12 protein-coding genes are annotated in these 13,358 nt (G+C 64.6%); 4 read left to right on the forward strand and 8 right to left on the reverse strand.

What is annotated here, in order from left to right:
• Positions 1–4: 4 nt before the first annotated feature.
• The 5 genes from lapB to cmk form a co-directional block, all read right to left on the reverse strand.
• Entirely contained in the window at positions 5–1,177 is a 1,173-nt protein-coding gene (gene lapB, locus ABD024_RS08085; protein ID WP_343851427.1) for a lipopolysaccharide assembly protein LapB, read from the reverse strand.
• On the reverse strand, positions 1,174–1,422 hold the full coding sequence (locus tag ABD024_RS08090) for a lipopolysaccharide assembly protein LapA domain-containing protein (RefSeq protein ID WP_343851429.1): 249 nt from the start codon (positions 1,420–1,422) through the stop codon (positions 1,174–1,176). The genes lapB and ABD024_RS08090 overlap by 4 nt, the downstream gene beginning before the upstream one ends.
• A 167-nt stretch (positions 1,423–1,589) precedes the next feature.
• Entirely contained in the window at positions 1,590–1,889 is a 300-nt protein-coding gene (locus ABD024_RS08095) for an integration host factor subunit beta (RefSeq protein WP_343851431.1), read from the reverse strand.
• A 71-nt stretch (positions 1,890–1,960) separates the two neighbouring features.
• Complete coding sequence (rpsA, locus tag ABD024_RS08100; protein WP_343851433.1) at positions 1,961–3,634, reverse strand: 30S ribosomal protein S1; 1,674 nt, start codon at positions 3,632–3,634, stop codon at positions 1,961–1,963.
• Between the two features lie 177 nt (positions 3,635–3,811).
• A complete protein-coding gene (cmk, locus tag ABD024_RS08105) occupies positions 3,812–4,492 on the reverse strand; it encodes a (d)CMP kinase (RefSeq protein WP_343851435.1) in 681 nt (226 codons plus the stop codon).
• Between the two features lie 111 nt (positions 4,493–4,603).
• On the opposite strand from cmk, the gene ABD024_RS08110 reads away from it, so the two are divergent.
• The 4 genes from ABD024_RS08110 (at position 4,604) to ykgO (ending at position 8,314) form a co-directional block, all read left to right on the forward strand.
• Positions 4,604–4,861, forward strand: coding sequence for an acyl-CoA-binding protein (locus ABD024_RS08110; RefSeq protein ID WP_343851437.1), 258 nt, complete (start codon positions 4,604–4,606; stop codon positions 4,859–4,861).
• A gap of 86 nt (positions 4,862–4,947) precedes the next feature.
• On the forward strand, positions 4,948–6,966 hold the full coding sequence (locus ABD024_RS08115) for an oxidoreductase (protein WP_343851439.1): 2,019 nt from the start codon (positions 4,948–4,950) through the stop codon (positions 6,964–6,966).
• Positions 6,967–7,215: 249 nt separating this feature from the next.
• Entirely contained in the window at positions 7,216–8,127 is a 912-nt protein-coding gene (locus ABD024_RS08120) for a LysR substrate-binding domain-containing protein (RefSeq protein ID WP_343851441.1), read from the forward strand.
• Between the two features lie 61 nt (positions 8,128–8,188).
• Positions 8,189–8,314, forward strand: coding sequence for a type B 50S ribosomal protein L36 (gene ykgO / locus ABD024_RS08125; protein ID WP_007080705.1), 126 nt, complete (start codon positions 8,189–8,191; stop codon positions 8,312–8,314).
• Positions 8,315–8,428: 114 nt separating this feature from the next.
• Here the strand turns inward: ykgO and greA are convergent, their stop codons facing one another.
• Genes greA through carA form a run of 3 tightly spaced genes read right to left on the reverse strand, consistent with a single transcriptional unit; the run spans position 8,429 to position 13,258 of the window.
• A complete protein-coding gene (gene greA / locus ABD024_RS08130) occupies positions 8,429–8,905 on the reverse strand; it encodes a transcription elongation factor GreA (protein WP_343851444.1) in 477 nt (158 codons plus the stop codon).
• Complete coding sequence (carB, locus tag ABD024_RS08135; RefSeq protein ID WP_343851446.1) at positions 8,902–12,129, reverse strand: carbamoyl-phosphate synthase large subunit; 3,228 nt, start codon at positions 12,127–12,129, stop codon at positions 8,902–8,904. The genes greA and carB overlap by 4 nt, the downstream gene beginning before the upstream one ends.
• Positions 12,122–13,258, reverse strand: a complete 1,137-nt coding sequence (gene carA / locus ABD024_RS08140; protein WP_343851447.1) for a glutamine-hydrolyzing carbamoyl-phosphate synthase small subunit — start codon at positions 13,256–13,258, stop codon at positions 12,122–12,124. Before carA ends, carB begins: the two co-directional genes overlap by 8 nt.
• Positions 13,259–13,358: the final 100 nt, after the last annotated feature.

The following is a 13,358-nucleotide window of genomic DNA, read 5'->3' on the forward strand; positions in this document are numbered from 1 at the left end:
CCGCTCACTCGCTGGCGACGCCGTGGATCGGTCGGATCGTACTCCAGCTCTTGCAGCTGGGGCATTGCCAGTGATGTGCCTTGGCACCGAAGCCGCAACGGCTGCAGCGATACATCGCCTGGCCCTCCAGCAGCTTGCGGGTCAGATCGCGCAGGATCAGGAAGTTCTCGCGCGCCTCACCCTCGATCTTGTCCATGGTGGCGTCGATCAGCGCCATCAGCCCGCGTACCGACGGACGCTGGCGCAACTGCGCCGTCAGGAAATCGATGGCCGCCCGCTCGCCGTCGCGCTGCCGGTACAGATGAGTCAACGCCAGCACCGGCGAGACGCCGTGATAACGCCCCAGCATGTCGTGCAGGAAACCTTCGGCGCGTTCCATCTGCTGCGAACGGGCGTAGCTGTTCAGCAGCGGCGGCAGGATATCCGGGGTGAACGCAATATCGGCCTTGATCGCCGCCTCGTAGGCCGTCACCGCTTCGGCGTGCTGGCCGTCTTCGGATTGCAGGCGGCCGGTCAGCATGAAGGCGCGTACGCAGTCGGGTTGGCATTCGAACGCCTGGCGCAGGTAGTCGCGCGCTTCGGCGCGAGCACCGTGCTGGCGCGAGCGGTCGGCTAGTTCGCAATAGAACTGGGCAATCATCGGCGCTTCGTTTTCGCCGGTCATCACCTCCAGCCGGCGCGCATGTTCGATCGCCTTGTGCCAATCGCGTTCGTGCTGGTAGATCGCAATCAGGTGACGCAATGCTGACGGCGCATGCGCATCCATCGCCACCAGGTCGGAAAAAAGCGCCTCGGCACGATCCAGCAGCCCGGCGCGCATGTAGTCCTCGCCCAGTTCCAGCAAGGCCACCGTCTTCATCGCGTCGGTCAGGCCCGGCCGCGAGACCAGGTGCTGGTGCAACCGGATCGCCCGGTCCACCTCGCCGCGGCGGCGGAACAGATTGCCCAGCGCCAAGTGTGTCTCGACCGTGTCGCGGTTGTATTCGGCCAGCTTGAGGAAGACCTCGATCGCCTTGTCCTGCTCCTCGTTGAGCAGGTAGTTCAAGCCGCGGAAGTAGTCCGAGGACAGTTCGCTGACTTCGGCGCCGGAGCGGCGCGCGCCAATCTGGCGGGAGGCCCACCAGCCCAGGACAAACGCGGCTGGTACCAGCGGAACCAGCACATACAGGAGGTTCATGGCTTGGCCGGCAGCTTCTTGTCCGCACGCGGTTGACGGCGGCGCTGGCGTGCGCTTACGCCCAGCCAGGCGGTGAGCCCGCCCAGCAGCCAGCCGATCACCAGGGCGACCAGCAACGCAGCGCCCTTGGGCAATTGCACCTGGGCAAACGCAAGGTCGTAGCCGACCAGATCGGCATTGAGCGCGCCCAGCACGACGCCGGCAGCGATGAAGATCATGAGGACGATGATGGCGAGCAGTCGCATGGCCGAGACTTTACCCGATTGCTCGTGACAGGCACAGGCAGCGCAGACGGTTCATGTGGCAATGATTCATGACGGCCCTGCGGCCATCGCGAACGGCGCGCAACAAAAAGGCAGGACAACTTGCGTCGCCTGCCTTCGATCAGCTTTCCTGCATGTCGACCGACTTGTCAGGCGGTGGTCTGCTCCAGGTCCTGGTTGACGCGTTCGCGCAATTCCTTGCCCGGCTTGAAGTGCGGGACGTGCTTGCCGGGCAGCGCCACGGCTTCACCCGTCTTGGGGTTGCGCCCCATGCGCGGCGGTCGGTAGTGCAGCGCGAAGCTGCCGAAACCACGCACTTCGATGCGTTCGCCATGAGCCAGGGCATGGCTCATCTGCTCGATGACGCTCTTCACGGCCATCTCGACATCGGCAAACGCAAGATGGGTCTGGCGTCTGGCGAGCGCCTCGATCAATTCGGATTTAGTCATGGGCCCCAATGTCCGTGACATGAAACAGCGGGGCGGCGATATGCCGCCCCGCGTCAGGCTGATGCAGGTGATCAGTCGGCCTTGTTGAACTGCTCTTTGAGCAGCGCACCAAGCTTGGTCGTGCCGCTGGCAGCGGACGAGTAATCCACCGACGTATCGGGCACATCTTCCTCGTCCTTCGCGCGAATCGAGAGCGCCAGCTGGCGACCCTTGCGATCCATGCCGGTGAACTTGGCCTCGACCTTGTCGCCCACCTTCAGATGCAGCGTGGCATCCTCGATGCGCTCCTTGGCGATGTCGTTGGCACGCAGGTAGCCCTCCACGCCCTCGCCCAGGTCGATCACGGCGCCCTTCGCATCGACTTCCTTGACGGTGCCGTTGACGATGCTGCCGCGCGGATTCGCCGCCATGAACTGGCCGAACGGATCCTGCTCCATCTGCTTGATGCCGAGGCTGATGCGCTCGCGCTCCGGGTCCACTGCCAGCACCACGGCCTCGATCTCGTCGCCCTTCTTGAAGTTGCGAACCAGATCTTCGCCGGACATCTGCCAGGAGATGTCGGACAGGTGCACCAGACCATCGATGCCGCCATCCAGGCCGATGAACACGCCGAAGTCGGTGATCGACTTGATCTGGCCGGAGACCTTGTCGCCCTTCTTGTGCATCGCAGCGAACGCTTCCCACGGATTGGAACGCGTCTGCTTGATGCCCAGCGAGATGCGGCGACGCTCCTCGTCCACGTCCAGCACGGTGACTTCGGTCTCGTCACCGACCTGAACCACCTTGGCCGGGTTGACGTTCTTGTTGGTCCAGTCCATCTCGGACACGTGCACCAGGCCTTCCACGCCCGGCTCGATCTCGACGAAGCAGCCGTAATCGGTAACGTTGGAAACCTTGCCGAACAGACGGCTGCCGACAGGGTAACGGCGGGCAATGGCGACCCACGGGTCGTCGCCCAGCTGCTTCAAGCCCAGCGAAACGCGGTTGCGCTCCTTGTCGTACTTCAGCACGCGCACGTCCAGCTCGTCGCCGACGTTGACGACTTCGGACGGGTGACGCACGCGCTTCCACGCCATGTCGGTGATGTGCAGCAGGCCGTCGATGCCACCCAGGTCCACGAACGCGCCGTAGTCGGTGAGATTCTTGACGGTGCCCTTGACCACGGCGCCTTCGGTCAGACGCTCAAGCAGCTTCTCGCGCTCCTCGGAGAACTCGGTCTCGACGACGGCGCGGCGGCTGACCACCACGTTGTTGCGCTTGCGGTCCAGCTTGATGATCTTGAACTCGAGTTCCTTGCCCTCGAGGTAGACCGGGTCGCGTACCGGGCGCACATCGACCAGCGAGCCCGGCAGGAATGCGCGGACGTCCTTGATGTCGACGGTGAAACCGCCCTTGACCTTGCCGGAAATCATGCCGACGATGGTCTCTTCCTTGTCGAACGCCTGTTCCAGGTCGTCCCACACCATCGAGCGTTTGGCCTTCTCGCGCGACAGCTTGGTCTCGCCGAAACCGTCTTCCAAAGCTTCGAGGGCTACCTTCACCTCGTCGCCTACCTGCACCTCCAGCACGCCGTCCTCGCTCTTGAACTGCTCGATCGGGACGATGCCTTCGCTCTTCAGGCCGGCATTGATCACGACGACGTCATTGCGGATTTCCACAACGATGCCGGTGACGATGGCGCCGGGCTTCAGCTTGGAGATAGCCTGTTGGCTCTGTTCAAACAGTTCGGCAAAACTTTCAGTCATGTTGATTCCATAGTGGGAAAAGACCGTGATTCGTTGCGCCTTGGTTGGGTGTTGCGCACGAACTTTCCGGTCCACCGGTTGAGGGTGTTTTCGGGTGGTTCCGCAGAACCGACCGTCGTCACCGTTGGCCAAAACCCCCTGCCTGCGCAGGGGCACAGAAACCGCCGCGCGGTCCGATCAGGACTGCACGACGGCAAGTACTTTCGCGACGACCTCGTCGATGCCCATCCCGGTGGTGTCCACCAGCACGGCATCTTCGGCAGGCCTGAGCGGTGCAACCGCCCGCGATGCATCGCGGCTGTCGCGCGCCTCAATTTCTCGCTGAAGGCCGGCAAGTGTAACGCTGAGGCCCTTTTCCTTCAACTGCTTATAGCGCCTTTTCGCCCGCTCGGCGGCGCTTGCGGTGAGGAAAACCTTGTACCCCGCATCCGGAAAGATCACCGTGCCCATGTCGCGCCCGTCGGCGACCAAGCCGGGCGCCTTGCGGAAGCCCAGCTGCAACGCCACCAGGGCTTCACGTACCGGCGGCATCGAGGCGATCGCCGAGGCCGCCGCACCGGCGGTTTCGGTGCGCAACTCGTCGGTGGCGTCGTGTCCATTGACGATTACCCTGGTCTCGCCGCCGTCGCTGGCCGCGCGAAAATGGATCTTCGTGCCCTGCGCACAGCGGGTCACCGCCTCGACGTCCGACAGGTCCAGCCCGGCCATGCCCGCGGCGTAGCCCACGGCGCGGTACAGCGCGCCGGAATCCAGCAGCCGCCAACCCAGCCGTTCGGCCACCAGCGCGCTGATGGTGCCCTTGCCCGATCCCGACGGCCCGTCGATGGTAAGTACGGGAGCGGCGAGAGCATGGCTCATGACAAGATCCTGGCTGAATGGCGAAAGCGGGGAGTTTACCGCGTTGACCCCACCAGGGACGCGTGCTATCTAGCCGGTCTCCTTGTCCGCAAGCCATGTCCGACCTGCCTTATGACCGATCTTCGCCGTGAGTTCGACCAGGCTGCCAAGGACATCCAGCGATTGGCCAAACGCCCCGACAACGACACCTTGCTGAAGCTCTACGCGCTCTACAAGCAGGGTTCGGAGGGCGACCTCAAGCGCACCCAGCCCGGCTTCTTCGACTTCGTCGGCACCGCCAAGCACGAGGCCTGGGCGCAGTTGAACGGCGTCCCCGAAGAGGAAGCCATGCGCCGCTACGTCGCGCTGGTGCACCAGCTGCTGGCCTGACCCGGCCGCCGCGCGCATGCGGCGCTTGCTTTCGGATACCGAACACCGGCACATTCATACGATCGTTTGAGTCTCGTGTGGATCGCATGAATTATCCGAACCTGTTCGCCCCGCTCGATCTGGGCCACGTCACCCTGCCCAATCGCATCCTGATGGGCTCGATGCACACCGGGCTGGAGGACAAGGCCAGCGACTACGACAAGCTGGCCGCGTATTTCGCCGAACGCGCTCGCGGCGGCGTGGGCCTGATGGTCACCGGCGGCATCTCGCCCAGCATCGAAGGCTGGCTGAAACCCTTTGGTGGGCGGCTCACCATGCCCTGGCACAAGCCGCGCCATCGCAAGCTGACCGGCGCCGTGCATGCCGAGGGCGGGCGCATCTGCATGCAGATCCTGCACGCCGGCCGCTACGGCTATCACCCGCTGTCGGTGGCGCCGTCGAAGATCAGGTCGCCGATCACCCCGTTCACGCCGCGGGCGCTGTCCGCACGCGGTGTGGAGCGCACCATCGGCGACTTCGTGCATAGCGCGAGGCTGGCGCGGGACGCCGGCTACGACGGCGTCGAGGTGATGGGCTCGGAAGGCTACCTGATCAACGAATTCATCGCCGCCCGCACCAACCGGCGCAGCGATGCCTGGGGCGGCAACGCGGCCCGGCGCATGCGTTTTCCGATCGAGATCGTGCGCCGCACGCGCGAGGCCGTGGGCCGCGACTTCATCATCATCTACCGGCTGTCGATGCTCGACCTGGTCGAAGGCGGCCAGGACTGGAGCGAGATCGCGAGCCTGGCCAGGGCGATCGAGGCGGCCGGCGCCAGCATCATCAACACCGGCATCGGCTGGCATGAGGCGCGCATTCCGACGATCGTCACCAGCGTGCCGCGTGGCGGCTTCGCCTGGGTCACGCAAAAGCTCAAGGGCGAAGTGGCGATTCCGCTGGTCGCCACCAACCGGATCAACATGCCGGACGTGGCCGAACGCATCCTTGCTGGCGGCGAAGCCGACATGGTCTCGATGGCGCGCCCGTTGCTGGCGGACCCGGCTTGGGCGAACAAGGCCAAGGCCGGCCGCAGCGAGCGCATCAACACCTGCATCGCCTGCAATCAGGCCTGCCTCGACCACGTATTCCAGAACCGGCGCGCCAGTTGCCTGGTCAACCCGCAGGCCTGTCACGAGACCGAGCTGAAGATCGAGCCGGCCAGCGTGCGCAAGCGCGTCGCCGTGATCGGTGCGGGCCCGGCCGGCATGGCCTGTGCCTGTACGCTGGGCGAGCGCGGCCATGCTGTGACCCTGATCGATCAGGCCAGCGAGATCGGTGGCCAGTTCAACTACGCCAAGCAGATCCCGGGCAAGGAAGAGTTCCACGAAACGCTGCGCTATTACCGTCATCGACTGATGGACACCGGCGTCGACGTTCAGCTTGGGCAGGTCGCGGATGCCGCCTCGCTGCACGCCGGCGGCTATGACGAGGTCGTGATCGCCACCGGCATCACGCCGCGTCAGGTGAACTTCCCGGGCAGCGACGATCCGCGCGTGCTGAGCTATCTCGACGTGCTGGCCCGGCATCGGCCGGTGGGCGCCAGGGTGGCGATCATTGGTGCTGGTGGCATCGGCTTCGACGTGGCCGAGTTCCTGGTCGAACACGCTCCCTCGCCCACCACTGACGTGACTCGCTGGACCCGCGAATGGGGCGTGGACATGCAACTGCGGCAACGCAGTGGTCTGCAGCCGCCGCAGCCGGAAGCGCCGGCGCGGCAGGTGTGGGTGCTCCAGCGCAGCGAAGGCCGCCCCGGCGCACGGCTCAACAAGACCACCGGCTGGGTGCACCGGGCCACGCTCAAGGCCAAGCGGGTAACCATGCTGGGCAAGGTCGGCTACGAACGTTTCGACGACCAGGGCCTGCACGTCACTGTCGACGACAAGTCGCAGGTTCTGCCGGTTGACAACGTGGTGGTCTGTGCCGGCCAGGAACCGAACCGCCGGCTGGCCGACGAACTGATCGCGGCCGGCATGAAGGTGCACGTGATCGGTGGCGCCGATGTGGCTGCTGAACTGGATGCCAAACGTGCCATTGCCCAAGGCACTCGACTGGCCAGCAACATCTAGTCCTGGCACACCGACATCGCTGCCGTCAGGCGGCGGTGTCGGTCGTGGAAAAGAAAGCGCCCCGCAGGGGAGACGCATCGACATGGGTTCAGGGGGGGAGTTGAACCAGATGTCGTATTTAGCGTCGCTGCGGGGCGAGGGCCGCCGCCACTAGGGGGGAGGGGAAGTGGCGGGACGAGAGTGATTTTATGATCGACGTAATAAAGTATCTAATATATATTTAGCGCCACATTAATTCGAAATTGCTATATGTTTGATCTTCGCCAGTTGCGCTATTTCGTTGCCGTCGCCGAGGAGCTCAGCTTCACCCGGGCGGCGTTGCGCCTGCACCTTTCCCAACCACCGCTGTCGCAACAAATCCAGTCACTGGAACAGGATCTGGGCGTACGCCTGCTGGAGCGCACCAAGCGCAGCGTGGCGCTGACTGAGCCAGGCCGGATTTTCCTGGAGCAGGCCCGGCAGATCCTCGCCCAGGTCGACGAGGCACGCAGCCAGGTCGTGGCTGCCGCGGCGGGCTACAGCGGCCAGCTGCGATTGGCCTATACCGTTTCGGTCTCGTTCCACCCGGCCATGCCGCAGGCCTTGCTGCGTTTTGGCCAGATCGCGCCCAACGTGCGCCTGCAACTCAGCGAGATGTATACCGAACCGCAGTTCGCCGCCTTGCTTGCCGGCCAGATCGACGTCGGTTTTGTCCGCGACGAACCGGTGCACGCGCAGGATGCCCGCGGCTTGCGATTCAGCGTGATCGACCGTGAACCCCTGTTGCTCGCCCTGCCCGCCGGTCATCCGATGGCCGGCCGCGACAGCTTGCGCCTGGCCGAAGTGGCCGGCGATGCCTTCGTGTCGCAACCGCGCGAACTGGCCGCCACGCTCTACGACCGGCTGGTGGAACTGGCGACGCGGGCGGGTTTCCAGCCATCGATCACCCAGCACGCACAACAGATCAACGGCCTGCTCGCCCTGGTTGCGGCCGGCTTGGGGTTGGCCCTGGTACCGGCCAGCATGCGCACTGTGCGCCTGGCCGGGGTCTGTTATGTGCCGCTGGAAGATCCCGATGCCCACCTGCTGCTGGCCGTGGCCTGTCGGGCCGATGACCATTCCCCGGTCCTGCAGCAATTCCTGGCCACGGTGGCGGATACGGCCGTCGCACCGGGCTTGTGACAAGCCGATGGAGTCGTTACACTTGCGTGCTTACATTTTCGTTTAGTGTCAGGAGCTGGCCGTGAAGGTGCTTAACTCTTTGAAGTCCGCCAAGGCGCGGCATCGCGACTGCAAGATTGTGCGCCGTCGCGGCAAGGTGTTCGTGATCTGCAAGAGCAACCCGCGTTTCAAGGCTCGTCAGCGCTGAGTCCAGTCTGTCGACGCCGTGAAAAAGGCCGCGCAAGCGGCCTTTTTTGTGGGCATCCATCAGTGGGTATCCATCAAGGCCCCGGCGGCGACGCCCCGGGGCCATCGACCGCCGTCATGCGTAACGGACGTCGATGATTTCATAGTGCTTGACGCCGTTCGGCGCGGTGAACTCGAAGCTGTCGCCGGCACTCTTGCCGATCAGGGCCCGGGCGATCGGCGAAGACACCGCGATCAATCGCTGCTTGATGTCTGCTTCCAGGTCGCCGACGATCTGGTAGGTCACCGCTACACCGGAGTCCTCGTCCTCCAGGTCCACGGTGGCGCCGAACACCACGCGATTGCCCGGCTTCAGTTGGGCAACATCGATCACCTCGGCGGTCGACAGCAAGGCCTCCAACTGGGCAATGCGGCCCTCGGTAAAACTCTGCAGTTCGCGCGCGGCGTGATACTCCGCGTTCTCCTTGAGATCACCGTGCGCGCGAGCCTCGGCAATCGCCGCGATGATGCGCGGGCGGTCGGCGGACTTCAGCCGTTCCATTTCCGCGCGCAGACGCTCGGAGCCGGTCTTGGTGATGGGGGGGCGACTCATGCGCTGAGCTCCTCGTGCAGTTCCTGCAGGCTGTGCACTTCACCATCGCCGTGAAAATCCAGCGAATGCACGAGCGCACGGGCGCCTGCCACGGTAGTGGAATACGTGACGCGATGCTGCAGTGCTTCGCGCCGGATCGAGAACGAATCGGCGATCGCCTGCTTGCCCTCGGTGGTGTTGACGATGTAAACGATCTCGCCGTTCTTGATCAAGTCGACGATGTGCGGGCGGCCTTCGAGCACCTTGTTGATGCGCTCGCAGGCGACGCCATGCTCGGTCAGGTAGCTGGCGGTACCGGAGGTCGCCACCACGTTGAAACCGCGCGCAATGATCTCCCTGGCCACCGGCAACAGGGGGGCCTTGTCGCCATCGCGCACCGACAGGAACGCCTTGCCGATCGTCGGTACCTTGATCCCGGCCGCCTCGTGGCCACGCGCGAACGCGGCACCGAAACTGCGGCCCACGCCCATCACTTCACCGGTCGAACGCATCTCGGGTCCGAGAATCGGGTCGACGTTCTGGAATTTCAGGAACGGGAAGATCGCCTCCTTCACCGAGTAGTACGCCGGGATTACCTCGCGCGTCGCGTTCAGGCTGATCAGCGAACGGCCGGCCATCACGCGCGCAGCAATCTTGGCCAGCGGCACGCCGGTGGCCTTGGACACGAACGGTACCGTGCGCGAGGCGCGCGGGTTCACTTCCAGAATGAACACCGTGTCGCCCTGGATCGCGAACTGCGTGTTCATCAGGCCGATCACCTTCAGTTCCTTCGCCATGGCACTGACCTGGCGACGCATCTCGTCCTGGATTTCCGCGCTCAGCGAGTACGGCGGCAGCGAACAGGACGAATCGCCCGAGTGCACGCCGGCCTCCTCGATGTGCTCCATGATGCCGCCGATCAGCACGGTGCCCTCGGCATCGGCGATCACGTCCACGTCGACCTCGACTGCGTGGTCGAGGAAACGGTCCAGCAGCACCGGCGAATCGTTCGATACCTTCACCGCATCGCGGATGTAGCGCGACAGGTCGGCGTCGTCATGCACCACTTCCATCGCGCGGCCGCCCAGCACGTAGCTCGGCCGCACCACCAGGGGATAGCCGATCTCGCGCGCCAGCGCCAGCGCCTCGTCGGCGTTGCGCGCGGTGCGGTTCGGTGGCTGCTTCAGACCGATCTTCTCGATCATGTGCTGGAAGCGCTCGCGGTCCTCGGCCAGGTCGATCGAGTCGGGGCTGGTGCCGATGATCGGTACTCCGGCCGCTTCCAGCGCGCGCGCCAGCTTCAGCGGAGTCTGCCCGCCGTACTGCACGATCACGCCCTTCGGCTTTTCGACGTGGACAATTTCCAGCACGTCTTCCAGCGTCAGCGGCTCGAAGTACAACCGGTCGGAAGTGTCGTAATCGGTCGACACCGTCTCCGGATTGCAGTTGACCATGATGGTTTCGTAACCATCCTCGCGCAGCGCCAGCGACGCGTGCACGCAGCAGTAGTCGAACTCGATGCCCTGCCCTATCCGGTTCGGGCCGCCGCCGAGCACGATGATCTTGTCGCGGTTGGTTGGCGCCGCCTCGCACTCTTCCTCGTAGGTCGAATACATATAGGCCGTGCTGGTGGCGAACTCGGCTGCGCAGGAATCCACCCGTTTGTACACCGGACGCACACCGAGCGTATGACGCAGATGGCGCATCGAGGCTTCGTCAGTGTTGAGCAGTTCGGCCAGGCGTGCATCGGCGAAACCGAGCCGCTTGAGTTCACGCACGCGCGGCTCGTCGAGCGCGGTGATGCCCTGCGCCACGACTTCCGCTTCGGTCAGCACGATGTCCTCGAACGCGGCGAGGAACCATGGGTCGACGCGGCTGAGGCTATGCACTTCTTCCAGCGAGAGGCCGGCACGGAATGCGTCGGCCAGGTGGAATACGCGATCCGGGCGGGGCTCGCGCAGCTCGCGCTTGAGTGAAGCCAGGCCGTCCGCCGTGCTGATGTCCAACCCGGTCGGATTGAGTCCGGTCTTGCCGATCTCCAGCCCGCGCAGCGCCTTCTGCAGCGACTCGTGGAAGCTGCGGCCGATCGCCATCACTTCGCCCACCGACTTCATCTGAGTGGTCAGACGGGCATCGGCGGCCGGGAATTTCTCGAACGCAAAGCGCGGAATCTTGGTGACCACGTAGTCGATCGACGGCTCGAACGACGCCGGCGTCAGGCCACCGGTGATGTCATTCTTCAGCTCGTCCAGCGTGTAGCCGACCGCCAGTTTCGCGGCAATCTTGGCGATCGGGAAACCGGTTGCCTTCGACGCCAGCGCGGATGAACGCGACACGCGCGGATTCATCTCGATCACCACCACGCGACCGTCTTCGGCATTGATGCCGAACTGCACGTTGGAGCCGCCGGTATCCACGCCGATCTTGCGCAGCACCGCGATCGAGGCGTCGCGCAGGCGCTGGTATTCCTTGTCGGTGAGCGTCTGTGCCGGCGCCACGGTGATCGAGTCGCCGGTGTGTACGCCCATCGGATCGAGGTTCTCGATCGAGCACACGATGATGCAGTTGTCCGCGGTGTCGCGGACCACCTCCATCTCGAACTCCTTCCAGCCGAGCACGGATTCCTCGACCAGCACCTCGCCCACCGGCGACAGTTCCAGACCGCGCTTGACGATCTCCTCGAACTCCTCGCGGTTGTAGGCGATGCCGCCGCCGGAGCCGCCGAGCGTGAAGCTGGGCCGGATGACCGTGGGAAAACCCACCTTGGCCTGGGTCAGCAGCGCCTGCTCGAACGTGCGCACTATTTCGGCCTTCGGGCATTCCAGCCCGATCTCGCCCATCGCCACGCGGAAAAGCTCGCGGTCTTCGGCCATGCGAATGGCTTCACGCTTGGCGCCGATCAGCTCGACGTTGTACTTCTCCAGCACGCCATGGTCGGCCAGGTCGAGTGCGCAGTTCAGGCCGGTCTGGCCGCCCATCGTGGGCAGCACCGCGTCCGGGCGCTCCTTGGCGATGATGCGTTCCACCGTCTGCCAGTTGATCGGCTCGATGTAGACCGCGTCGGCAGTGTCCGGGTCGGTCATGATCGTGGCGGGGTTCGAGTTCACCAGGATCACCCGGTAGCCCTCTTCCTTCAGCGCCTTGCAGGCCTGCGCGCCGGAGTAGTCGAACTCGCAGGCTTGGCCGATCACGATCGGGCCGGCACCGATGATGAGGATGCTCTTGATATCGGTACGCTTAGGCATGCGTGCGGGCCTCCTGCATCAGTGCCGCGAAACGTTTGAACAGATAGCCGACGTCGAGCGGGCCGGGGCTCGCTTCGGGATGGCCCTGGAAGCAGAACGCCGGACGGTCGGTCAGCGCGAAACCCTGCAGCGAACCGTCGAACAGCGAGGTGTGGGTGACCCGCACATTGGCGGGCAGCGTCGTCGGATCCACCGCGAAGCCGTGGTTCTGCGAGGTGATCAGCACGCGGCCATCGTCCAGGTCCTTGACCGGGTGATTCGCACCGTGATGACCGAACTTCATTTTCAGCGTCTTGCCGCCCAGCGCCAGGCCCATCAGCTGTTGGCCAAGGCAGATACCGAACAGCGGGATCTTCGCGTCGAGGAATGCACGGGTTGCCGCGATGGCATAGTCGCAAGCCGCCGGATCGCCGGGGCCGTTGGACAGGAACACGCCATCGGGCTGCATCGCCAGCACCTCCGCGGCAGGCGTCTGCGCCGGCACCACGGTGACCTCGCAGCCCTGCTCGGCGAGCAGACGCAGGATGTTGAGCTTGGTGCCGTAATCGTAGGCAACTACCTTGAAGCGCATCGCGGGCTGGTTGAACGCGGTGCGGTCGAGGTCGTACACGCCCTGGTTCCACACATACGGTTTGGTGGTGCTGACCACCTTGGCCAGGTCCATCCCGTTCAGGCCGGGAAACGCGCGTGCCTTGGCGAGCGCGGCCTCGGCGTCGATCTGCTCGCCCGCCACGATGCAGCCGGCCAGCGCGCCCTTGTCGCGCAGAATGCGGGTCAGCCGACGGGTGTCGATGCCGGCGATCGCGACCGTGCCATGGCGCTTCAGGTAATCCGGCAGACTTTCGGTGCTGCGCCAGCTGCTGGCACGGCGCGGTACATCGCGCACGATCAGTCCGGCAGCATGCACGGCAGTGGACTCGACATCCTCGGCATTGACGCCGGTATTGCCGATATGCGGGTAGGTCAGCGTGACGATCTGGCGCGCATAGGAGGGATCGGTGAGGATCTCCTGGTAACCGGTCATCGCGGTGTTGAAAACCACCTCGCCAACGGTTTCGCCGGTCGCTCCGACGGCGTGACCATGGAACACGCTGCCGTCTTCGAGGGCCAGCAGGGCAGGAATAGGCATACGGTAACCGCCTTTTGGATGCAGCAAAGTCCGCAAGCCGCACGATTGCTGGCTTGAGGAGCTTGGAAGGGAAAGGATCTGGGCGGGTAGAAATGATAAG

The sequence above is a fragment of the Rhodanobacter soli genome (assembly GCF_039523495.1).
Lineage (GTDB): Bacteria > Pseudomonadota > Gammaproteobacteria > Xanthomonadales > Rhodanobacteraceae > Rhodanobacter > Rhodanobacter soli.

What these genes read in the sequence shown, in the direction of transcription:
- lapB (WP_343851427.1), bottom strand. Translation starts at nt 1,177, where the DNA reads ATGAACCTCCTGTATGTGCTGGTTCCGCTGGTACCAGCCGCGTTTGTC.
- ABD024_RS08090 (WP_343851429.1), bottom strand. Translation starts at nt 1,422, where the DNA reads ATGCGACTGCTCGCCATCATCGTCCTCATGATCTTCATCGCTGCCGGC.
- ABD024_RS08095 (WP_343851431.1), bottom strand. Translation starts at nt 1,889, where the DNA reads ATGACTAAATCCGAATTGATCGAGGCGCTCGCCAGACGCCAGACCCAT.
- rpsA (WP_343851433.1), bottom strand. Translation starts at nt 3,634, where the DNA reads ATGACTGAAAGTTTTGCCGAACTGTTTGAACAGAGCCAACAGGCTATC.
- cmk (WP_343851435.1), bottom strand. Translation starts at nt 4,492, where the DNA reads ATGAGCCATGCTCTCGCCGCTCCCGTACTTACCATCGACGGGCCGTCG.
- ABD024_RS08110 (WP_343851437.1), top strand. Translation starts at nt 4,604, where the DNA reads ATGACCGATCTTCGCCGTGAGTTCGACCAGGCTGCCAAGGACATCCAG.
- ABD024_RS08115 (WP_343851439.1), top strand. Translation starts at nt 4,948, where the DNA reads ATGAATTATCCGAACCTGTTCGCCCCGCTCGATCTGGGCCACGTCACC.
- ABD024_RS08120 (WP_343851441.1), top strand. Translation starts at nt 7,216, where the DNA reads ATGTTTGATCTTCGCCAGTTGCGCTATTTCGTTGCCGTCGCCGAGGAG.
- greA (WP_343851444.1), bottom strand. Translation starts at nt 8,905, where the DNA reads ATGAGTCGCCCCCCCATCACCAAGACCGGCTCCGAGCGTCTGCGCGCG.
- carB (WP_343851446.1), bottom strand. Translation starts at nt 12,129, where the DNA reads ATGCCTAAGCGTACCGATATCAAGAGCATCCTCATCATCGGTGCCGGC.
- carA (WP_343851447.1), bottom strand. Translation starts at nt 13,258, where the DNA reads ATGCCTATTCCTGCCCTGCTGGCCCTCGAAGACGGCAGCGTGTTCCAT.